At 71.3% G+C, this 20,339-nt stretch carries 23 protein-coding genes, 1 tRNA gene and 1 pseudogene; 8 read left to right on the plus strand and 17 right to left on the minus strand.

Annotated features, from left to right (window positions below):
* Nucleotides 1–105: 105 nt before the first annotated feature.
* Entirely contained in the window at nucleotides 106–495 is a 390-nt protein-coding gene (locus AB0K03_RS29905; RefSeq protein WP_364691483.1) for a VOC family protein, read from the minus strand.
* Between the two features lie 216 nt (nucleotides 496–711).
* Here AB0K03_RS29905 and AB0K03_RS29910 point away from each other — a divergent pair, with 216 nt between their 5' ends.
* Nucleotides 712–1,101, plus strand: a complete 390-nt coding sequence (locus AB0K03_RS29910; protein ID WP_364691486.1) for a response regulator — start codon at nucleotides 712–714, stop codon at nucleotides 1,099–1,101.
* A 268-nt stretch (nucleotides 1,102–1,369) separates the two neighbouring features.
* Here AB0K03_RS29910 and AB0K03_RS29915 read toward each other — a convergent pair.
* The 6 genes from AB0K03_RS29915 to AB0K03_RS29940 form a co-directional block, all read right to left on the minus strand.
* Nucleotides 1,370–1,443 (minus strand) — tRNA-Ala (locus AB0K03_RS29915).
* Between the two features lie 83 nt (nucleotides 1,444–1,526).
* A complete protein-coding gene (locus AB0K03_RS29920; protein ID WP_364691489.1) occupies nucleotides 1,527–2,354 on the minus strand; it encodes a hypothetical protein in 828 nt (275 codons plus the stop codon).
* A 311-nt stretch (nucleotides 2,355–2,665) separates the two neighbouring features.
* Nucleotides 2,666–3,307, minus strand: a complete 642-nt coding sequence (locus AB0K03_RS29925; RefSeq protein ID WP_364691492.1) for a GNAT family protein — start codon at nucleotides 3,305–3,307, stop codon at nucleotides 2,666–2,668.
* On the minus strand, nucleotides 3,307–4,617 hold the full coding sequence (gene glp / locus AB0K03_RS29930; protein ID WP_364691495.1) for a gephyrin-like molybdotransferase Glp: 1,311 nt from the start codon (nucleotides 4,615–4,617) through the stop codon (nucleotides 3,307–3,309). The genes AB0K03_RS29925 and glp overlap by 1 nt, the downstream gene beginning before the upstream one ends.
* Nucleotides 4,614–5,540, minus strand: a complete 927-nt coding sequence (locus AB0K03_RS29935) for a UTP--glucose-1-phosphate uridylyltransferase (RefSeq protein WP_364691498.1) — start codon at nucleotides 5,538–5,540, stop codon at nucleotides 4,614–4,616. The genes glp and AB0K03_RS29935 overlap by 4 nt, the downstream gene beginning before the upstream one ends.
* Nucleotides 5,541–5,589: 49 nt before the next feature.
* Nucleotides 5,590–8,274 (minus strand): diguanylate cyclase, encoded by a 2,685-nt coding sequence (locus tag AB0K03_RS29940; RefSeq protein ID WP_364691501.1) that lies wholly within the window; start codon nucleotides 8,272–8,274, stop codon nucleotides 5,590–5,592.
* 82 nt (nucleotides 8,275–8,356) lie between these two features.
* On the opposite strand from AB0K03_RS29940, the gene AB0K03_RS29945 reads away from it, so the two are divergent.
* Together AB0K03_RS29945 and AB0K03_RS29950 are read left to right on the plus strand one after the other, a co-directional pair.
* Nucleotides 8,357–8,983 (plus strand): 5-formyltetrahydrofolate cyclo-ligase, encoded by a 627-nt coding sequence (locus AB0K03_RS29945; RefSeq protein WP_364691504.1) that lies wholly within the window; start codon nucleotides 8,357–8,359, stop codon nucleotides 8,981–8,983.
* Between the two features lie 70 nt (nucleotides 8,984–9,053).
* Nucleotides 9,054–9,194 (plus strand): annotated as a pseudogene (locus tag AB0K03_RS29950) (FmdB family zinc ribbon protein); the annotation flags it as partial.
* Nucleotides 9,195–9,208: 14 nt separating this feature from the next.
* On the opposite strand, the gene AB0K03_RS29955 reads toward AB0K03_RS29950, so the two are convergent.
* Nucleotides 9,209–9,547 (minus strand): hypothetical protein, encoded by a 339-nt coding sequence (locus AB0K03_RS29955; protein WP_364691732.1) that lies wholly within the window; start codon nucleotides 9,545–9,547, stop codon nucleotides 9,209–9,211.
* 778 nt (nucleotides 9,548–10,325) lie between these two features.
* Between AB0K03_RS29955 and AB0K03_RS29960 the strand changes: the two genes are divergently transcribed.
* A complete protein-coding gene (locus tag AB0K03_RS29960; RefSeq protein ID WP_364691506.1) occupies nucleotides 10,326–10,568 on the plus strand; it encodes a hypothetical protein in 243 nt (80 codons plus the stop codon).
* 450 nt (nucleotides 10,569–11,018) lie between these two features.
* Here the strand turns inward: AB0K03_RS29960 and AB0K03_RS29965 are convergent, their stop codons facing one another.
* A complete protein-coding gene (locus AB0K03_RS29965; protein ID WP_364691509.1) occupies nucleotides 11,019–11,210 on the minus strand; it encodes a hypothetical protein in 192 nt (63 codons plus the stop codon).
* A gap of 56 nt (nucleotides 11,211–11,266) precedes the next feature.
* Between AB0K03_RS29965 and AB0K03_RS29970 the strand changes: the two genes are divergently transcribed.
* Entirely contained in the window at nucleotides 11,267–11,599 is a 333-nt protein-coding gene (locus AB0K03_RS29970; RefSeq protein ID WP_364691511.1) for a translation initiation factor 2, read from the plus strand.
* A 111-nt stretch (nucleotides 11,600–11,710) separates the two neighbouring features.
* Here AB0K03_RS29970 and AB0K03_RS29975 read toward each other — a convergent pair whose 3' ends face one another.
* On the minus strand, nucleotides 11,711–12,196 hold the full coding sequence (locus AB0K03_RS29975) for a DUF2231 domain-containing protein (RefSeq protein ID WP_364691514.1): 486 nt from the start codon (nucleotides 12,194–12,196) through the stop codon (nucleotides 11,711–11,713).
* A gap of 480 nt (nucleotides 12,197–12,676) precedes the next feature.
* On the opposite strand from AB0K03_RS29975, the gene AB0K03_RS29980 reads away from it, so the two are divergent.
* A complete protein-coding gene (locus AB0K03_RS29980; protein WP_364691517.1) occupies nucleotides 12,677–13,111 on the plus strand; it encodes a Fur family transcriptional regulator in 435 nt (144 codons plus the stop codon).
* A gap of 60 nt (nucleotides 13,112–13,171) precedes the next feature.
* Nucleotides 13,172–14,032, plus strand: a complete 861-nt coding sequence (locus AB0K03_RS29985; RefSeq protein WP_364691520.1) for an oxygenase MpaB family protein — start codon at nucleotides 13,172–13,174, stop codon at nucleotides 14,030–14,032.
* 46 nt (nucleotides 14,033–14,078) lie between these two features.
* Here AB0K03_RS29985 and AB0K03_RS29990 read toward each other — a convergent pair whose 3' ends face one another.
* The 7 genes from AB0K03_RS29990 to AB0K03_RS30020 form a co-directional block, all read right to left on the minus strand.
* Nucleotides 14,079–14,897 (minus strand): PD-(D/E)XK nuclease family protein, encoded by an 819-nt coding sequence (locus AB0K03_RS29990; protein WP_364691703.1) that lies wholly within the window; start codon nucleotides 14,895–14,897, stop codon nucleotides 14,079–14,081.
* Between the two features lie 148 nt (nucleotides 14,898–15,045).
* Nucleotides 15,046–15,660, minus strand: a complete 615-nt coding sequence (locus AB0K03_RS29995; RefSeq protein ID WP_364691523.1) for a MarC family protein — start codon at nucleotides 15,658–15,660, stop codon at nucleotides 15,046–15,048.
* A gap of 52 nt (nucleotides 15,661–15,712) precedes the next feature.
* Nucleotides 15,713–16,564, minus strand: coding sequence for a PHP domain-containing protein (locus AB0K03_RS30000; protein ID WP_364691526.1), 852 nt, complete (start codon nucleotides 16,562–16,564; stop codon nucleotides 15,713–15,715).
* Nucleotides 16,565–16,607: 43 nt separating this feature from the next.
* Nucleotides 16,608–17,486: a PH domain-containing protein gene (locus AB0K03_RS30005; protein WP_364691528.1), complete on the minus strand. Its 879-nt coding sequence runs from the start codon at nucleotides 17,484–17,486 to the stop codon at nucleotides 16,608–16,610.
* Nucleotides 17,487–17,495: 9 nt separating this feature from the next.
* Entirely contained in the window at nucleotides 17,496–17,654 is a 159-nt protein-coding gene (locus tag AB0K03_RS30010) for a hypothetical protein (RefSeq protein ID WP_364691531.1), read from the minus strand.
* A gap of 128 nt (nucleotides 17,655–17,782) precedes the next feature.
* Nucleotides 17,783–18,457, minus strand: a complete 675-nt coding sequence (locus AB0K03_RS30015) for a DUF6758 family protein (RefSeq protein ID WP_364691533.1) — start codon at nucleotides 18,455–18,457, stop codon at nucleotides 17,783–17,785.
* A 95-nt stretch (nucleotides 18,458–18,552) separates the two neighbouring features.
* Complete coding sequence (locus AB0K03_RS30020) at nucleotides 18,553–19,161, minus strand: RNA methyltransferase (RefSeq protein WP_364691706.1); 609 nt, start codon at nucleotides 19,159–19,161, stop codon at nucleotides 18,553–18,555.
* 678 nt (nucleotides 19,162–19,839) lie between these two features.
* Here AB0K03_RS30020 and trxA point away from each other — a divergent pair.
* Entirely contained in the window at nucleotides 19,840–20,202 is a 363-nt protein-coding gene (gene trxA / locus AB0K03_RS30025; protein WP_364691536.1) for a thioredoxin, read from the plus strand.
* Nucleotides 20,203–20,339 lie beyond the last annotated feature (137 nt).

Consider the following 20,339-nt stretch of genomic DNA (forward strand, 5'->3'; position numbering starts at 1 on the left):
GCGGGCGGGGCCGGTCAATCGATCGGTCAAAAGCCCTACAACGTCAACATCAAGACATCGACGGGTACGGCATGACGACGACGCATCCGGTACCGGGGCGAGACGCTAAACGCTGGTGTCCACGTACAGACAGAACGGGTGACCGTCCGGATCGAGCATGACCCGTACGGTGTCCTGGGGTTGATGGTCCGCTTCCGTGGCACCGGCTTCCGTGGCGAACCGGACGGCCTTCTCCAGGTCGGGCACCTCGATGTCGAGGTGCATCATCATCTGTTGCTTGTGGGACTTGTTCGGCCAGGTCGGCTGCTCGTAGTCGGGCGACCGCTGGAATGCGAGATATTCGACGTGGTCGCCGAGGGGCGCCAGGGCCACGAAGTCCGGCCCCTCCTTGACGATCCGCCAGTCCATCAGCGCCGAGTAGAACTCCGCCAGGGCCAGCGGGTCGGGAGTCTCGAGCACCACGCCCCAGAAGTGCGATGAGTTTCGTCCCAGCATCCGTGCAGTCTGCCCGCCGGTACCGCCCCGCGCACCGGGGCGCGCGGGCTCTTGGCTGTATCGATATGTCGCAATGATCATCTGCCCGGTGGCGGCGCCACCCGGACCGCCTTCGTGATCGGTGAGCACCGGCTGCCGGACGCCGCGGAGATCCGCTCCTGGGATGCAACCCGGGTCCCGCTGGGGGATCCCGCAAGCCCGCCGATGTGCGGGCGCATGAACGAGAACTTGATCCTCGTGGCCGAGGACGACCCGGACCTGCGCGACATGATCACGTACACCCTGGAGCGTGCCGGCTACACCACGGTGGGCGCCAAGGACGGCAGCACGGCGGCGCGCATCATCCGGGTCGCCCACCCCATCGGCATCGTCACGGACGTCCGCATGCCGGCCCTCAACGGCATGGAACTCTGCCAGCTGGTCCGCAGCGACCCGGAGTCCCGCAACGCGGCGGTCCTGATGGTCTCGGCCAACAGTCACGCCCACGACATCAACGCGGGCCTGTACTCGGGCGCGGACGGCTACTTGCCGAAGCCACTCTCCCCGCGTCGCCTGGTCACGGAACTCCAGCAGCTGATCGCCCGCCGCAAGATGATCGGCTCCTGACCCGCACCGCCGCCCCCGGCGCACGACACCGGCCGTCGCGCTGCTCGTCATCGAGCACGGCACCGACACACGGCAGGTGGACCCGCATCACGGGCCTGGCGCACTCAGCTTGCCGACGCTGGCCTGGTGCGCCCCATCACCGCACCATCGCAGCGGTCGCGCAGGTCCGCTCGCATCGGCCCAGCACGCCCGCTCGCTCCGCCGCCGGCGCGCCCGGCAGACGAAGAAGGCCACCTCCGCGAACGGAGATGGCCTGACCTCTGTGGGGTGGAGCTGTGGGGATTTGAACCCCAGACCCCCTCGATGCGAACGAGGTGCGCTACCGGACTGCGCCACAGCCCCCCGGCCCCGTAGGACCGCAGCTAGGCTAACAGGTCCCCCGCCCGCCCCGCGAATCGCCCTCCCGTGTCGCGGTTCGCCAGTTCTCAGGCCGGGTAGGAGCTGCCCCGGCCGCCCGCTTCGTAGGCCCGGCCGCGCAGCCCTCCGGTACGCCGGTAGGAGACCGAAGCCCCGTTGACGGCGGCCGGCAGGTCGGACGGGTCACGGTCGAGACCCATGGCTGTCCGGCGTACCGCTTCCTTCTGCGCCGCCAGCCGGCGTTGCGCCTCCCGGCGTGCCGCCGCGCGACGGGCCTGCTCCCGGCGTACCTCCGCCTGCCGCGCCGCGAGCCAGGCCGCTTCCCGGGCCTCGATGCGCCGGCGGCGGCGATCCGCGATCGCCCGGTTGCGCAGGTGCACGAGGTAGACGCCGAGCAGCGTGGCGGTCACCGCGAAGCTGATCCAGAAGCCGGGCCCGACGGCGAGCACACCCACGAGCTCGATGACGTTGAGCAGCAGCAGCGCGGCGAACACCCGGCGCCGGCGGACCACGGCCGGGGTCTGGCGCCGTACGGGCGGACGCCGCCGGGCCGGCCGGCGCGACGTGACGACCCGCAGCCGTCGCGCCGGGGGCGCGGAGACGGGAGCGGCGGAGACCGGAGTGACCGGATCACGGCCCGCAGTGGCGGGGTCGGCCGGGACCGGCGCAGCTTCACCCGTTAGGGTCCGCGACGTAACCATGTACTGGCGGCCAGGGTTGACCGGTCGGCGTCCGGGCACAGTACGGCGTCGACGGCGGCGCTGCAGCACCCGAGCCGTCGACGACGCCCGCTCCGCCGCCAGGCGCTCGGTCGCGTCGTACCGGCGGACGAGCGCCGGCGCGAGGGCGAGCAACCCGGCCGCGGCGAGGACGGCGAGGAGCACCGAGGTCGGCACCCTCACCCCTCCCGTCAGCCTCGAACCGTGCCGGACGGTCGCGCCCGGTCACGAAAAAGTCGCAATCTCCCCGAGATTACGGGCGACACCTGCGGATACCGGCGCGGCGCGCCGGTCCCGTAACGTCCTGATGATCAATTCATCGCCGCCGACCCGGATCGGCCGCGCTCATCCCCGCCTGGATCGGCCGCGCCCGTCCCCGCCCGGATCGGCCGCGCTATCCCCGCCTGGATCGGCCGCGCCCGTCCCCGCCCGGCGCGCCCCGCGCACGAATGCCCCGCCGACGCGCCGCCCCGGCCTCGGCGGGCGTTTCACTTCGCGGCCGTGCGCAGCCTCCGCCACCGCGCCACCAGGCCGCCCTCCGCGGCCACCTCTTCGCTCGTCATCGCGTACCCGAGGTGGTCGCGCCACGCGCCGTCGATGTGCATGTAGCGCGGGTGGTACGCCTCCTCGCGGAAGCCGAGCTTCTCCACGACCCGCCGGCTGGGCCCGTTCTCCGGCCGGATGTTGATCTCGACTCGGTGCAGCCCGCCCGCCCCGAAAGCGTGGTCGACCGCGAGCGCTAGCGCCGTGGGGATCACCCCGCGGCCGGCGACGCGGGAATCGACCCAGTAGCCCACGTACGCGGAACTGAACGCCCGCCGCACGATGCTGCCGAGGTTGATGTGCCCGACCAGCCGTTCCTCGCCGGCGTCCTGCCGCAGGCAGACGGCGAACGGCATGCTGTCGCCGCGCCGCGCGGCCCGTTTCATGTCGCGATACACATAGAGGTAGGCGCGCGGGGAGTTCATCTCGGCCCAGGGCCCGGGCGGCGCGGATTCCCAGGGGCTGAGCCACGCCTGGTTGGCGACGCGGACCTCGGACCAGGCGCGGGCGTCGCTGCGCCGGTAGGGCCGCAGCAGCACGGGCCCGTCCGCCAGGACGGCAGGCCATCCGGGCGTGGACCCCAGCATCATCGCCTCCGGTCGAGCAGCAACACGTCGACGGTCGACCCGGCAGCCGCCGCGGTGACCCGCTCGCCGAGCACCAGCAGACCGTTGGCTTCGGCGAGGCCGGACAGAGTGTACGGCCCTCCGGCGAGCGGCTGCACCGTGTAGCCGCCGCCGCGCCGTTCCGCTACATGCGCGGGGCGGAACTCGCGCAGCCCGCCCGGCGACGAGACGGTCTCCAGCAGGTGAGCCTTGACGCTGGGCCGGAAGACCGGTTCCGCCCCGGCGAGCAGCTGGATCACCGGCCGTGCGAGGACCTCGAAGCCGATGAGGGCCGCGCCGGGCTCCCCGGGGAGGCAGACGACCGGGACCTCCTCGCCGCCGACGGTGCCGAACCCCAGGGCCGCCCCGGGACACAGCGCCACGTCGGTGAACTCGACCGCGCCCCGGCCGGGGTCGCGCCGGGACAGCACGCGGCGCAGCATGTCGCCGGGCCCCGTGCCCGTGCCTCCGGTGGTGATGATCAGATCGGCCCGCAGCGTCTGATCTTCGAGCAACCCCCGCAGGCCTTCCGGGTCGTCGTCGCAGATGCCGATCCGGTACGCGAGAGCACCCGCCTCCACGGCCGCGGCGGTGAGCGCGTGCGAGTTCGCGTCGACGACCTGTCCCGGCTGGCTGGGGCGGCCCACGTCGACCAGTTCGTCGCCGGTGGCCACCACGACGACGCGGGGGCTGGGCCGGACCACGACGTGCCCGATGCCCGACGCGGCGAACACCGCGACCATGGCCGGTGTCACGTACGAGCCGGCGGTGGCCAGGACCCGGCCGACGGGCAGTTCGTCGCCCGCCCGCCGGACCCCGGATCCGCGCTTCGGTGCGTGCAGGATCTCCACCGCCGCCATGCCCTGGTCGGTCCAGTGCACGGGTACGACGACGTCGGCGCCGATCGGCAGCGGCGCGCCGGCCGCCACGGAGAAGCAGGTCCCCGGGGTCAGCCGGACGGGCCGCCAGCTGGCTGCGCCGAGGTCACCGACGACGTTGAGCCGTACGGGCCGCAGCCCGCCCTCGAACGCGCCGAACGACGGGTGCGAGCCGATACGCCCGGCGGCGGCAAGGTCCTCCCAGCGGGCCGCGTACCCGTCGATCGCGGCCTGGTCGAAGGCCGGGTACGGGTGCGGGGCCAGCACGTCGTTGGCGAGGACGTTGCCGTGCGCCTGGGTGAGGTCGAGGTCGAGCGGAGGCAGCGCCCGCAGCCTGCGCAGCACGCTGCCCAGGTATTCGGCGAGAGGCATCAGCTCGTTGGCGGCCGCCTCGGCATCGGCCGTGGCCGTCATCCCTTCGCACCGCCGGTTTCCGTGGCCACGAACTCGGCGAGCCACTGCCGGAACTCGGCGCCCAGGTCGGGGCGCTTGCACGCCAGCTCGACGACCGACTGCAGGTAGCCGAGCGGCATGCCGGTGTCGTACCGGTGCCCGCGGTAGACGATGCCGTGCACCGGTACGCCGTCGGCGAGCAGCTGGGCCATCGCGTCGGTCAGCTGGATCTCCCCGCCGCTGCCCGGTTTGGTGTTCTGGATCGCGTCGAAGATGGACGCCGGAAGCACGTAGCGCCCGACCACGGCGAGGTTGCTGGGGGCGTCCTCCGGCGAGGGCTTCTCGACCAGGCCGGTGACCTTGACGACGTCGGGCCCCCGGCCCTCCTCGGGCTCGACGGAGGCGATGCCGTAGCGGCTGGTCTGCTCGCGCGGGATCTCGATGAACGCCAGCACGATGCCGCCGGTCTCGGCCTGCAGGTCCAGCATGGCCGGCAGCAGCGGCTGGTCCTCCTCGACGAACTCGTCACCGAGAAGGACGGCGAACGCGTTGTCGCCGACGTGCGAGGCGGCCACCCCGACCGCGTGCCCGAGGCCGAGGGGCTCACCCTGCCGGCAGGTGTAGATGTCGGCCAGTTCGCTCGTCCGGCGCACGGCCGCGAGCCGCTCGGTGTCGCCCTTCTCCTCCAGCCGGGCCTCCACGTCGGGCCGCCGGTCGAAGTGATCGACCATCGAGGTCTTGCCCCGCCCGGTCACGAGCAGCACGTCGGTGATCCCGGCGGCGGCCGCCTCCTCCACGATGTACTGGAGGACCGGGCGGTCCACGACAGGCAACAGCTCCTTCGGGACAGCCTTGGTGGCCGGCAGGAATCGGGTGGCGAGCCCGGCCGCCGGAATGACGGCCTTCACGGCTCGACGGCCGGTCGCATGCGCCTGCGTGGACATCTGAGGGTCACCGCACCTTCGCTGAGTTGTGCCCGGACATGCCGCGAGACTATCGGCCACGGCCCTGCCGCGGCGGCTGTGGCCCGCCGGACGCGCCCGTCACCGATCCCGGATGATCCATTTGCCCGTCCCGAACCCGCCCCGAAACTGACGGGTCCGTCACACCGCCCGGGCCCGCCCCACCGCCGGGTGTTCGGCGTCGCGAACCATCGATGCCGTCGGACAACACAGGCGCCGGATGCGCCGCATCGCTGTCTGTGCCGTGCCGCGTACCGTCCCCCGCCACGCCTACGACGCCATTCTCCGCGCCCGCAGCCGTTCCCGCAGCGTCGTCGCCGCCCGTCCCGGTTCTGGCTCCGGGTCCGGCTCCCGGTCCAGCTCCCGGTCCAGGGCCGGCTCCCGGTCCGGCTCCCGGTCCGGGTCCGGCTCCCGGTCCGGCTCCCGGTCCGGGTCCGGCTCCCGGTCCGGGTCCGGGTCCGGGTCCGGTTCGCGCATCGACACGAGGCGCCGGGCCGTCTTCGACCGGTCGGCGCGGCGGACCCATCGCGCTCACCGTCCGCGTCCTCTCCGCGAGCCGGTAGGTGTCCCGCCCGGCGCTCTTGGCCGCGTACAGCGCATCATCCGCCGCCTCGAGCACCTGCTGAGCGTTCACGCCGTGCTCGGGGTACACGGCGACGCCGATGGACACGCTGATCGAGATCCGCTCGACAACGGCCGTGCCGGACGGGTCCAGCCGCCGGCCGTCGACCGCGACGGGAACCTGGCGCACAGCCGCCCCGAGCCGCTCGGCCACGATGATCCCGCCGTACGCGTCGGTCTCCGGCAACAGCACGACGAACTCCTCGCCACCCTGCCGGAACGCAATGTCGACCTCCCGCAGGCCCACCCGGATCCGCCGCGCGAACTCGCTGAGAACCGCGTCGCCGGCAGCGTGCCCGTACGTGTCGTTGACCTCTTTGAAATGGTCGAGGTCGAGCACCAGCACGGTGAGCGTCCGCCCGAACCGGCTGGCCCGTTCCACCTCCCGCCGCAACGACTCCTGCAGACAGCGGTAGTTCCACAACCCGGTCAGCGGGTCGGTGAGCGAGAGCCGCTGCGCCTCCTCGTGGACACGCACGTTCTGCACGGCGATCCCGGCCTGCCCCGCGAACGTACGCAGGGTGAGCAGGTCCGCGTCGTCGAACTCGTCGGAGCCGAGGCGGTCGTACAGGGCGAGCACCCCGAGGGTCGCGGGCTGCCCGGCGGTCTCTCGCTCCCCGGGCACCAAGGGATCCCCGACCGTCGCGGGGGCGCAGATGGGGACGGCCACGTACGTCTTGCAGACCGGCTCGTCCCCGATCCCATCGCCGCGCGCGCACACCCCCCGCCGCGGCTCCCCACCGGCGGCAACGGCCCCGAGAATCCCCTGCCCCAGCCGTACGCGCAGAGAACCGATCTCTTCCGCGGGCACGTCCCACCGCCCGGTCAGGCCCTCGGCGCAACGCGCCACCAGGCAGTTCTCCTCGGGGTCGATGAGCAGCACCACGCCCGCACGGGCACCGGTCGCGGACAGCGCCGTCTGCAGAATGACCTGAAGGATCCGGTGCAGATCATGCGTGCTGGACAGGGTGTCACCCAGGATCGCCAGATGCCCGCGCAACTGGTCCCGGCTCGCGGTCAGCGCCTGCACGTACGTCTGCAGCTCCCGCGTCATCCGGTTGAAGGTCCCCGCGAGCTGCCCGATCTCGTCGTCCCGCCCGACCGGAACCCGTACGTCCAACGCCCCGCCGGCCACCTCCCCCGCAGCCCACGCGAGCTCGGCGAGCGGCCGGGTGGTGGATCGCGCGAGCCACCGCGCCGCCACAATCGCGATCCCGGCAACCGCCACCACTGCCACGACGAGCACTACGTAGAGAACGGTGGGCTCACTGTCGGACACGGACACCACGAGCGGAAGAGGCTGCCCGGGAGAAACTTCTATCTTCCTCGCGTACGGGCTCCGCGCGGCGGCTTGGAGGAGGCTCACGGCCGCGCCACTCGTCCCGCCCAGCCGAGAGATGAAGGCACTGTCCACCCGCTCCGTGGCGGCCACGGTGACATCGCCCTGCACCGCGTACGCGACCACCGCCGTGGCGGGCGTGGCAGCGTCGGTGCTCTGCCCGCCGGCGCAGTCACGCTCGCCTTGATGCGCCTGCGAGGGCAGCGCCTCAGTGCCGGCGGCAGCCATCCCCTTCCCGGCGCTGGACGCAGCTGGTCCAACCGCGCCTCCCGCAGCCTGGGCCCCTCGGGGGTCCGGCGCTGCCGCCGCGCCGGCCATGCCTCCGGGACGGGTCGCGGCGCCCACGCCCTCTGTGCTGCTAGGGCTGTGTCCGCTTCCCTGTGGCACGCCGCCGGCCGTGACCCGTTCCTGAGTTGCTCCTGAGCTCTCGGTCGGGCGGCCGTCCGCCGTACCCGGGCCTGCCCCCGGACCGCCGACGATGCGGACGTCAGCGGCCAGCCCGCGGGTGATCATCTGCTCGGCGGCGGCCTGCCGATCGGCCGGCGGCAGCACCGCCACGGCGTCGGCGACCGCTTGGAGCTGCCGGCACATCGCCCCCATCGCCGTGCGTACCGTCGTTGCGGCATGATCGAGCCGCTCGACCGTCCGGTCCCGGCTCACCGTGGCGACGGTCATCCCGATGAAGAAGGATCCGAGCAGAACCGGGCCGAGCACGACCACCAGGAAGGCGGTAGTGAGTCGGCCACGCAGAGTCACACGTCCTCCTGGAAGTGGCCTTCTTATCCAGCGATGCTGACATAGTGCGCACCGTTTGCCGGTCTTCCAAAGGGGGTGTTTCATGTCCGATTTGACCCGTGATGCGGAAAGATCTAGGGCCGAGAAGGTAGCCCTCCGCAACCGCCTGCTCGCAGCACGTAGATCAAGGCCGCCCGAAGCCCTCGCTGCAGCCGCCAAGACGGTCCTCGAGGAACTCGTGCCCCTCGTACGCCAGAAGTCACCCACAGTCATCGCCGCCTATGTCCCGGTCGGCTCGGAACCAGGCGGTCCGGAGCTACCCGACGCCCTGCGCACAGCACTGCCTCCAGCCTCCCTGCTCCTGCTTCCCGCGCTCCTGAGCGACGGCGATCTGGATTGGGTCCGCTACGAGGGGCGCGACTCACTGCGCCCCGGACCGCGTGGTCTTCTCGAACCGGCAGGCCCCCGCCTCGGGACGACGGCGATCTCCCGAGCCGACTTCGTGGTCGTCCCGGCCCTCGCCGCCGACCGCCACGGCGTACGCATGGGCCGCGGCGGAGGCTCTTACGACCGCGCCCTCGCCCGGGTGGCACCCACGGCGTTCACCGTGGCCCTGCTCCACGACGGCGAGCTGCTCGATTCCGTCCCGTCGGAGGCCCACGACCGCCGCGTACGGGCCGTGATCACACCCGCGGAGGGCCTCAGTGCGACGCCGGACTGGACGAAATAAACTCCGATGACGCAGCATTGGCACTCTGAGACGGCGAGTGCCAAGCCCTGAGTATCGACGCGGAGGACCAGTGCCCACGTACCAGTACGCATGCACGGAGTGCGGGGAGCAGCTCGAGAGGGTGCAGTCTTTCTCGGACCCGGCGCTGACGGAATGCCCCGCCTGCGGCGGCAAGCTGCGCAAGGTCTTCAACTCCGTAGGGATCGTCTTCAAGGGCTCCGGCTTCTACCGCAACGACTCGCGCTCCGGCAGCGTGAGCGCGGACAAGCCGGCCGCCTCGACGACCTCCACGGACGGCAAGTCGGACTCGTCCTCGACCGCGTCCCCGACCCCGGCCGCAACGTCGACCTCGTCATCGTCGTCCTCCTCCTCTTCGTCGACGACCTCATCACCGGCCGCCTCGACCGCTTCCTGAACCCGGGCCGCATCGCCGGCCACCTCACCGAGGGCCGCCCCGGCGCCGATCACGCCCCTCGTGACCGAGCCCGCCGGGGCGCACCCAGCGCCGAGCCGCGCCCACAGCAGGCCAACCCGGCCCTGGCGCCGCCCCCAGCGCTGGGCCACGCCCGCAACAGGCCACCCTGACGGCACCCCATCAGCGCGCCGCGCCCGCCACGGTGCCTGGTCTCGCGCGGAGCACGGGACCATGACGGCGCCCCAGCGCCGCGCCCGCAACAGGCCGGCCCGCCCTGACGGCGCTACCCAGGCGATCGGCCGAAGTCCGGGGTGAATCCGGGACAGGGGCGGAACGCCACAGGCTGCGAGACCGCGCACCAGAGGCCGACCACGTCCGCAGTGGTCCGGCCCGCCGGGCCTCGAGCCGTCTGCCATGCCTGCCAGGTCCGGCGGGTCCGAGCTCACGGTGCCCGCCGGAACGGCCCGTCCTTTCTACCCCGCCCCGCCACCACGGCCGCCGGTTATCCACAACGCGCGGGTATCCACAGCGCCGCCGGCGGCTGCCCCCGAATCCCCCTAGCTTCATCGCGTGCGGCCGACTCAATCGCGGACACCAGACAGCCACGCCCTCGCCCCGGTACGCCGGCGCAGACCAGGGCGCTCAACCCTGCTGCGCTTGGCCACCGTCGCGGCGCTGCTGGCCGTCGCCGGAACACTCGCGTGGTCCGGCCCGGCAACGTGCAAGCCACCGTCCGAAAAGCCGGCGTCCCCGCAACCGGCCCTTGCTCAGCCCGCTCCGGATTCACACCGCATGGAGACCGGGGCCGGCCAGGACGCCCTGGAGACGGCCACTGCGGTCGGCTCGCCGCAAGGCACAACACCCATGAGTACGGGGCCCGTCGCATCTGCGGCTGCCCCTCTGCCGGCGCCTGCGGGAACCGTCGGCGTGCCGATCCGCCTGGCGGAGCCGACGGCATTGCGCCTCGTACACGCAGGCGACCACGTGGACGTCTTCAGGGCCGGAGCCGGAACGCAGCCGATAGCCGCCGCGGCATTGGTCTTGGCGGTGACCGGCACGGACGATCCGCTGACCGGCGGGCTCCTCCTGGCGCTCACGCCCGCAGCGGCGAAGGAAACAGTCAACCCAGCCCCGGACGGGTACGTGGTCGTGATCAGACCGGACGGCTGACCGCCGCCACATCCGCGACGCGTCGCGACGCGAGGCGACGCGAGGCGACGCGAGGCGACGCGACGCGACGCGACGCGACGCGACGCGAGGCGAGGCGACGCGAGGCGACGCGACGCGACGCGTTGCGAGGCGAGGCGAGGCGACGGAGGGGAGGGGTGGCGCGATGCGAGGCGACGGAGGGTGGCGGGGCCACCTGGCATACGACATCACGGCTGAGCGAAAAACCGACGGCCGCCCGGGACACAAGGCATCTCGCTGGACCACAAGACGACGCGCACCGTGGGCACGGGGCAACGCGCCGAGCCACAAAATGACGCCCGCCGGAAGCACAAGGCATCGCGCTGGGCAGCAGATGCTCCGGCGGCCCAGCACGGCACCGGCGACGCGTCCGGCGGGATCCGATCCGCGCCGCTCGAGCAGAAGCCCGCGACGCTGTGGCAGGAGATCCGCTCACCCCCAGTGGGGCGGGCGGTCCTCCAGCAGGCGGTCGTCGTTCGAGCTCTCGGTGCCGCTGTAGCCCCAGCCGCGTTCCGTGTCGTCGCGGGTCTGGTCCGGGAGCAGCGGTGCTTCCTCGGACTCGAGGTCGACGGTGCGCTCGGCGTCAGCGTCGCGGTCGGGGTCGGGGTCGTCAAGGATGTCCACGGTATGAGGGTAGGCCGCGTCGCGCGCGCTGTCGGCACCCGAGGGATGTAGCGTCGATGAACGTGAGCGCCCCGACCGGATCCGACGACGACGCGTACTGGCAGCGGCCGGAGTCCGGCGCCGACCAGTTCGGTGCCGACCGTCCCAGCCCGGCCCCCGACGCCAAGCCGGCGTACGAGGGACCGCCCCGACCGGCCCCGGCCTCACCGCACTGGCGACCGCCGACGGTGTCCCATCCGCCGCCGCCCCGCGCCATGCCGGCTCAGAACATGGACGCCCTCGACGAGGAGGAGGGATCCGCCCGCACCGTGACGTACGGGGTCGGCCTGGTCGCCGGAGCAATCGCCGTGATCCTCATGTGTCTGCTCTGCGCCCGCGCGATCTTCTGAACGAGCCCGCACCTGGAGCAGAACGAGCCTGGCACAACGCGGCCCGCGCGCCGCGCGAGGCAGGTGAGCCGTCCCAGCCGCCACCCCACACGGCGGCCGGGACGGCGTCCGTCAGGACGAGGTTCCCCAGACCGCCTGGGCTCCCGAGTCACCGGTCCTGAACACGTAATAGCCGGAAACCGCCGCGAGCGCCACCATGATCACGGCAAGTAGCAGGCCGGCCGCTCGGGGTAGCGGTCGGGCCGTCTGGCGCAGGGTGAGGAACACCATCAGGAGGGTCATCACGCCGAGCCCGAGCGTGAAATAGAAGGTGAGGGTGCCGTACCCCATGTGGTCGTCGATCTTCTCTAGCGGTGGGCCGGTCAGGCCGTTGGCCACCATGCGGTCGCGCAGCTTCTCGCCGGATTCCATCGCGACGAAGGTGGCCACCGGGGCGGCCAGGGCCAGCAGGACGGCAGCCCAGCCGACCTTCGCCCGCCAGCGGGGCACGACCGCGTAGACGATCGCCGCGAGGGCCAGGAGCGGCACGAACACCACCGCCGCGTGGAGCACCAACGCGTGTACGGGCATGCCGTTTATCTGGTCGAACACGGTCACCCTCCTTGAACGTTAAACAATCTTGGACCCAAGCGTAGAGCCACCGGCACCCTTCACGGCACTCCCGGGAGCCCGGGAATTCCCTTGTTCGCGCTTACGCCGGCCGAGCCGATCCGGTTCACCGAAGAGACGCACGGCCGCGAATACATGCCCGCGGAACTCTCGGAACCCCGCGCGGAACACCGCGGAACCTTGCGGACCCCGCGGAACCCTGCGGTCCCCGCGGAACCCTGCGGTCCCCGCGGAACCCTGCGGTCCCCGCGGAACCCTGCGGGCCGCAAAACCCTGCGGCCCGCGGAACCCGCGGAACCCGCGGAAGGGTCACCCCAGGCCGGGAACAACAGGCCGGGACAACAGGCCGCGAACAACAGGCCGCGAACAAGGGGGGGGCAACGACGAGCAGGCCGAGCCGCCACCGAGCACCGCGTACAAGCAGGATCAAGAGTTGAGCAGCGGAGTTTCGCATGCTGTCATTGGCAGATGCCGACCGCCGAGCAGCTGCTGCGTGATCGCGGCCTGCGTGTGACGCGGCCGCGGGTCGCGGTGCTCGAGGTGCTCACGCAGGGCGGTCATCTCGAGGTCGACGAGATCACCCGGCAGGTACGCGAGCGGCTGGACTCGGTGTCGACCCAGGGTGTGTACGACGTACTCGGCGCGCTGTCCCGGGCGGGTCTCGCGCGGCGGATCGAGCCGGCCGGCAGCCCCGCACGGTTCGAGGCGCGCGTGGGCGACAACCACCACCACCTCGTCTGCCGGAGCTGCGGCGCCATCGAGGACGTCGACTGCGTCGTCGGTGAACGTCCGTGTCTCGATCCGACCGCCGGGCATGGTTTCGAGGTGGACGAGGCGGAAGTCACATTCTGGGGTCTCTGCCCCTCGTGCCGGCAGGCTCGCCGGTCGGAGCGGGTCGCCTGAAGGCGGCGGCGGAAATTCTGAACCTGTTCAACTTCGCCGTTCGCGTGGCACGCTGGGGTCATGGACAGCGCCGCAGACCTCGGACTCTTCGGCCCCGGCTCGGTCACGTGGAGAGTGCATGAGGAGCCAATCCTCCTGGTCGGCGGGCTGCGCTCCCTCTACCTGCAGGCTCTTCACCCTCGTGCGGTGGCCGGCGTCGCCCAGAATTCCGGGTACCGCGCCGACCCGTGGGGGCGGCTCGAGCGGACCTCCGCGTACGTGGGCACCGTCGTCTACGGCGCCACCGCCGAGGTCGAACGGGCCGCGAGCCGGATCCGGCGGCTGCATTCGCGGATGACCGCGACCGATCCGCGTACGGGTGAGACGTTTCGCATCGACGAGCCGGAGTTGCTCCGCTGGGTCCACGTCGCCGAGGTCGAATCGTTCCTCACCACGGCACGCCGCGCCGGCTTGGAGCTCACCGACGACGAGGTGGACCGCTACTACACCGAGCAGGTGCGGGCGGCCGAGCTGATGGGGCTCGACCCCGCCACTGTCCCAGCCACGGCTGCCGAGGTGGCCGACTACTACGACAGCATGCGGCCGGAGCTCGGGATGACCCGGGACAGCGCCGAGACCGCGTTGTTCCTCACGGTGCCGCCGGTGCCGCAGTCGTGGGGCAGCAGGCCGCTGCGGCTCGGCCTCACGCTCGGCCCGACGCGGTGGGCGTACTTCGGCGTGGCCGCGACCGCGCTCGCCCTGCTGCCACCCTGGGCCCGCAAGATGTACGGCGGCCTGGGCTGGCCGACGACCGACATGTCGGCGGACCTTTCCGTACGCGGTATGCGCCTGCTCATGAAGGCCGCCCTCGCCGCCGTCCCGGAGCGGTACCGGGTGGCCCCGATGCGCCGCGAGGCGCTCCAACGAGCCGGCCTGACCTGACACCCCGCGGCCGACGGCCTGACGAGACGAACGGCCGGCGAGGAGATCAGACGGCGCGTTCCAGGTGCTCGACGGCCGTCCACGGCTCCTTGGCCTGCACATCCCCGGCCGCCGGGCACGTACGCCGGAAGTCACACCACCCGCACAGCGACCCCGGGTTGGCGGGGAACTCCGCGTCCGGATCGGCCCCGGCGGCGACCGCCTTCTCTGCCGCCATGATGTCGCGCGCCGTGTCCTCCGCCCGCGCGACCTGGCGGGCCAGGGACTCCTCCGTGTGCTCGTGGGCCGCCACGGTGCCCGAGGGCAGGTGGTGCAGCTCGACGCGGCGGCACGGGCGGCGGAACACGCGCTGGGCCGCGTACGCGTAAAGGGCCAGGGCCTGGGATCCGCGGGCGTCGTCGGCGTCGAGGCCGGAACGGCCGGTCTTGTAGTCCACGATCACCGCTTCGCCGTTGCGGGCGTCGATGCGGTCGGCGCGTCCGTTGAAGGCGAGCACTCCGGTCTTGGTCGCGACCACCCGCTCGACGCCCAGCGGCTCCTCCTCCGGATCGAGACCCGCGACATACGTGTCGAGCCACTCCAGCGCCTTGCGGTAGGTGACCCGCTCCTGGTCCACGTCCCGGTAGCCCTCGCGCACCCACGTCGCCTTCAGCAGCGTGGGCAGGGAGGCGGCGCTGCGGCGGGCGGCCGGCAACGCGTACCAGTTCTTCAGGGCCGTGTGGACGCTCGCGCCGAGCGAGTTGTGCGCCCAGGGCGGACCCTTCGGCGGGCTGGGCCGGTCGACATACGTGTACCGGTAGCGGCGCGGGCAGTCGACGTAGGTGCCCAGCTTGCTGGGGGTGCAGACGAAGAGGCGCTCGGGCATGCCGGCGAAGCCCAACTGCTCGGGTACGGCGGCCGATCTCGGCGGTGTCCTGCGCACGGAACAATCCTGCCAGGCCCCTCCGACAAAACCCGCCCGCGACCCCCGGCCGACGACGCGCAGGGCCGTACGGAACGGGCGGCGCGCTCCCTCAGGCCGCCGCGTACAGCTTGACGAACGCGCCGACCGCGTCCGCGATGAGCTGGACCGCGATGGCCGCGAGCAGCAGGCCGGCGATCCGGGTGAGGACCTCGATCCCGCCGGGCCGCAACAGCTTGACGATGCCGCCCGAGAACCGCAGCACCACCCACACCGTCAGCATGACGGCGAGGATGGCGAGCCCGATCACGGTGTAGTCCACCGCCCCCTCGGCGCGCTGCACGAACAGCATGGTCGCCACGATCGCGCCGGGCCCGGCGAGCAACGGCGTGCCGATCGGGACCAGCGCCACATTGCTCGTGCCGCCCTGTTCGGACGGCTCGTCGGTCTTGCCGGTGAGCAGCTGCAACGCGACGAGGATGAGCAGCAGGCCGCCGGCGCCCTGCAGCGCCGGCAGCTGGACGTGCAGATAGTCGAGCAGGGTCTGGCCGGCCACCGCGAACACGACGATGACCCCGAGCGCGAGCAGCACCGCCTGGGTTCCCGCGCGGTGCCGCTGCTTGGCCGGCAGGGTGCCGGTCAGCGCCAGGAAGACGGGCACCATGCCCGGCGGATCCACGATCACCAGGAGGGTCACGAAGACCTCGCCGAACAACTTCACATTCACGCGCTCAACCTAGGCGCAGCGCCGGGTCACCCGCTCCGAACTGCGAGGACCGTCACCCCAGGACGGAAACTCCGGTGGCGGCGGTCACGATTTTCCCGTACTCGGCGGGGTCGGTCGTGAAGGCGCCCAGCTTGACGGTCTTGTGCGTACCGTGGAAATCCGACGATCCGGTGACGACCAGCCCCAGTTCCCCGGCGAGCGACCGGACGTGGGCGCGCTGCTGCGGCGAGTGGTCCTCGTGGTCTGCCTCGAGTCCGAAAAGGCCCGCCGCGGCGAGCTCCACGACGAGCTTGTCCGGCACGATCCGCCCGCGGACCGTCGCGTTGGGATGGGCGAACACGGCCACCCCGCCCGCGGCCCGCACCGCCCGCAACGCCTCGAAAACATCAAGATCCGCTTTGGGTACGAAGTACCGCGCGCCCAGCCATCGGGAGGCGAACGCCTCGCTGGTCGTACGGACGAGACCGGCCCGGATCAAGGCCTGGGCGATGTGCGGACGCCCCACCGACCCGCCCGCCGCATAACCGCTGACCTCGGGCCAGCTGATGTCGACGCCGTCCGCGCGGAGCAACTCGACGATCTTCTCGGCGCGCTGCTCCCGGTCGGCGCGCAGGCGCGCGAGGTCGGCGGCGAGCTGCGGCTCCTCCGGGTCGAACAGGTACGCCAGCAGATGCAGCGGGATGGCGGGCTCCACCCCGTACCAGCGGCAGGACAGTTCGGCGCCGCGTACCAGAGTCAGCCCGGCCGGCCGCGCGGCCGCCGCCTCGGCCCAGCCGCCCGTGGTGTCGTGGTCCGTGATGGCCATGACGTCCAGACCCGCGGCGGCGCCCGCCCGGACCAACTCGGACGGGGTCAGCGTGCCGTCGCTGGCGGTCGAGTGGCAGTGCAGGTCGATTCTGGTCACTCGGCGACGCTACCGGTTGCGCGCACGGATTCCGCCGATGACGTCAGGCGTCGTCGCCCGCGTCACCGTCCTTGCCCAACCGCGCCTCGACCGCCTGCGGCTCGTACATCTCCTCGACGACGCGCAGGTAGAGCTCGTTGGGGTTGGGCAGATGCTTGACCTCACGCAGCGCCTGGTCCTGGCCGGCCGACTCGAGGACGAACGTGCCGTAGCTCAGCATGCGGCCGAGGGCGGACTGCTCGTACTTCATGTCGGTGACCCGCAGCAGCGGCATCATGGCGACCTTGCGGGTGATGATGCCGTTGACGACCATGACCCGCTTGTTGGTCAGGATGAACCGGTCGAAGTACCAGTCGGCGACCTTCCAGCCGACCCAGCCCATGACGCCGAGCCAGATCAACACGGCCGCCGTGACCAGGCCGTCGATGTTCTGCCGGGTGAGGAAGCCGGCGAGATAGCCGAGCAGCAGTGTGGCGCCGACGCCGACGAGCAGCGGCGTGGACAGGTGGATCCAGTGCCGCTTCCACTCCCCGCGGTAGCGCTCGGTCGGGAAGAGATAGCGGGAGACCAGTGTGGTCGGTTCGTCCTCGAGCGGCAGGACGCGACGTGGTCCACCGGGGACACCCCCGCCGTCACCACCGAGGCCCTGCAGCTCCTCCTCGGTGAAGACCGGGGGGTCGTACTCGCCGGGATCGCGGTAGCGCTCCTGCTCACGCGTCTCGTAGTCGTCGGCGTAACCGGCGCTCGTCGCGTACGCGGGACCGGACGAATATCCGGGACCGTCCGCAGAGGCTACTCCGCGGGCATACTCCGGGCCGTCGGCGGCCCGGAACGCCGGATCGTCGTAGCCGAAGGTCTCGTCGTCGTCCTGAGGGCGACGCGCACCCTCGTCATCAGGTTGCCGCGGCTCACCAGGACCCATGCGCCGATGTTAAGCGACGAGGTTGGTGAAGAAGGTTCCGAAACCGCGGGCGATGTCGCCGATGGTCTGTCCGAGGGACGAGAAGACCGCTGCGGCGGAGTTCGGGTTGAACGCAATGAAGAAGATCAAGAATGCGATGCCAAGCCAGGTGAGTACCTTCTTGATCATGGCGGGCCTGCTCCTCCGTTGCGGGTACGGTCGACGCCGCAGCAACACTCACGGTATCAGTAAGACTGCGCTCTGTGAACAGAGTGCCCGAAAAGCCGATACCGTTCCCGCAGGTCACGGGTCCTTGATCAGACCCGGCCGTGCAGGTAGGGCGACGGCGCTCCGTACACGAGCTCGGGCGGCACCCCGTCGGTCAGGTCGTGCAGCACGACATGCTCGGCGAGGAAGTAGCCCGCGCTTGCGGGCCACGCTACCGCATAGAGCCACATTCCTCGGGCTTCACTCACATAGGCGCTTCGGTCCTCCGGGGACTTGACACACCACAGTGGAGTCGGATGTCCCCCGGCCTTGATCTTCGCGTGCGGCCCGGGACGGCCGGCGCCGTCGCTGAGCGCCTCGGTTATCAGGTAACCGGGGTCGATGCCGGGGATGCCGGCGAAGCGCGTACCGAGGCCGACGCCGGGCTGCTCGGCGATGAGGACGAGGTCGGCGGGGCCGCCGCCGAGCGGGTCGGGGCCGCTGCAGGACAGGGCTGTCGCGCGTACGCCGGACCGGTCGTCACCCGCCCAGCCGACGCCGGTGACCATCCACCCGGGCGGCAGCGGCCACGGACACCACAGCGGCATGCGGTCGGGACCCTGGGCAGCCTGGCGCAGGACGCTCTCGAGGATCTCCGGCCCGATGTGCTGGGCGACGTGGAAGGGCTGGACGTCACCGCAGTCATTGCAACGCCAAGCGCTGTGCATCAGGTCCGGAGGTCGGACCTGACCAGCACAACGGGGGCAGCTTACGGTGACACCCACCCCCTAAAGGTGCTTGCCCCGGAGGCCCCCGTCAAGCGGATCGGCGGAACCCGAAAGGATGGAGAAGGGCTGCCACGCTGCGCCGGAGCCGCCGGTCACCCCGGGGGCGGGCCGGCGTGGGCGCGTACCCAGGAGTGCATCGCGATGCCGCTCGCCACGCCCGCATTGATCGAGCGCGTGGACCCGTACTGGGCGATGGAGAAGAGTTCGCTGCACGCAGCGCGCGCCGCGTCGGAAAGCCCGGGCCCCTCCTGGCCGAAGATCAAAACGCATTCACGCGGAAGCGTGACGCTCTCCATCGGCCGCGATCCCGGCAGATTGTCGATGCCGACGACCGGCAGTCCGGCCTCCGCGGCCCACGCCGCGAACGCCTCGACGCTCGGATGGTGCCGGACATGCTGGTACCGATCGGTGACCATGGCACCGCGCCGGTTCCACCGCCGCAAACCGACGATGTGCACCTCGGCGGCGAGGAACGCATTGGCGTTGCGTACGACGGTCCCGATGTTGAAGTCGTGCTGCCAGTTCTCGATCGCCACGTGGAACGGATGCCGTCGCCGGTCGAGATCGGCGACCACGGCCTCACGCCGCCAGTACCGGTACCGGTCGACGACATTGCGGCGGTCGCCGTGCTCCAGGAGCTCGGGGTCGTAGCGGTCGCCGTCGGGCCACGGCCCGGACCAGGGCCCGACACCCACTTCCATCAGCGGCTCACCGTTCGCCGCAACCTCATCGGCCGCCATGGCGCAGCACGCTATCCGGGCCGGGCGCCGTCGTCTCTCGCGGGATGCGCGGTCCAGCCCGCGCGGCGGCCGGACCGATAGCACGCGGTGGAATCAGCCGGCTACGGAGGTACGAGCGTCCCGGCGGGCAGGAACCGAATCCGTCGCACCCCTTTCGGGCCGATGCGGCGGCGTGATGCCGCGTCGGCGGTTCGGGGATCCGGCTCCGACCGGCGGATTCACGGTCTCGGAGCGCATCGGGGAGGAGACGCAATGAGCGGCGGGGCCCTCCCCGGCACCCGCCGCCCACGCTCTGTTGGGGAAGAGTCTGCCTCACCCTGCGTATCCATGTGAAGAGAATTCAAAAGTGACACAGGTCACATTTAACTTTGTTACCAGTTTTCGTTATCGGTGACCTTGTCGTTATCGAGCAGCGTCAGAGCCGACGAGTCCGGTCGAGACGGTGCAAAAGAGACGTCGGACTTCTCGTAACAACTGAGAGCGCTCTCCATGCATTCGGTTACGATGAGTTGCCTCCGCACGCCTGAGAGCGCCGTCAATGGTGCCGCAGGCCACGTGTCATCGCCGGTGGGCAGGGAATTGACGAGGTACAGGTTCGGTTGAAAGCCACGTAGCCCCAATCCCGTGGACGGAGAGATCATGGCGACCGTTGCGCTGACCACAGAGAACTTCGACGAGGTGACCGGCAAGGACGGCATCGTGCTGGTCGACTTCTGGGCCAGCTGGTGCGGCCCGTGCGTGCGCTTCGCCCCGACGTACGAGCGCTCGTCGGAGAAGCACCCCGACATCACGTTCGGCAAGGTCGACACCGAGGCTCAGCAGGAACTCGCCGCGAAGTTCAACATCAGCTCCATCCCGACGATCATGGCAGTGCGCGACGGCGTCATCGTCTTCTCGCAGCCCGGCGCCCTCCCCGAGTCGGCGCTCGAGTCCCTGATCGACCAGGTCGAGAAGCTCGACATGGACGACGTGCGCAAGCAGCTCGCCGCGCACAACCACTGACCACCAGCACGGCACGGCGCCGCGGACCGCTCGGTCCGCGGCGCTTTTGCATGCCGGCGCGGCTTTTGTAGGCCGGCAGATCGGCGCACCCGGCCCGGCGATCCGAGTGGACAGCGCGGTCGTACATGTGTTCGAAT

The sequence above is a fragment of the Actinoplanes sp. NPDC049316 genome (assembly GCF_040677315.1).
In the GTDB taxonomy this organism is placed as follows: Bacteria; Actinomycetota; Actinomycetes; order Mycobacteriales; family Micromonosporaceae; genus Actinoplanes.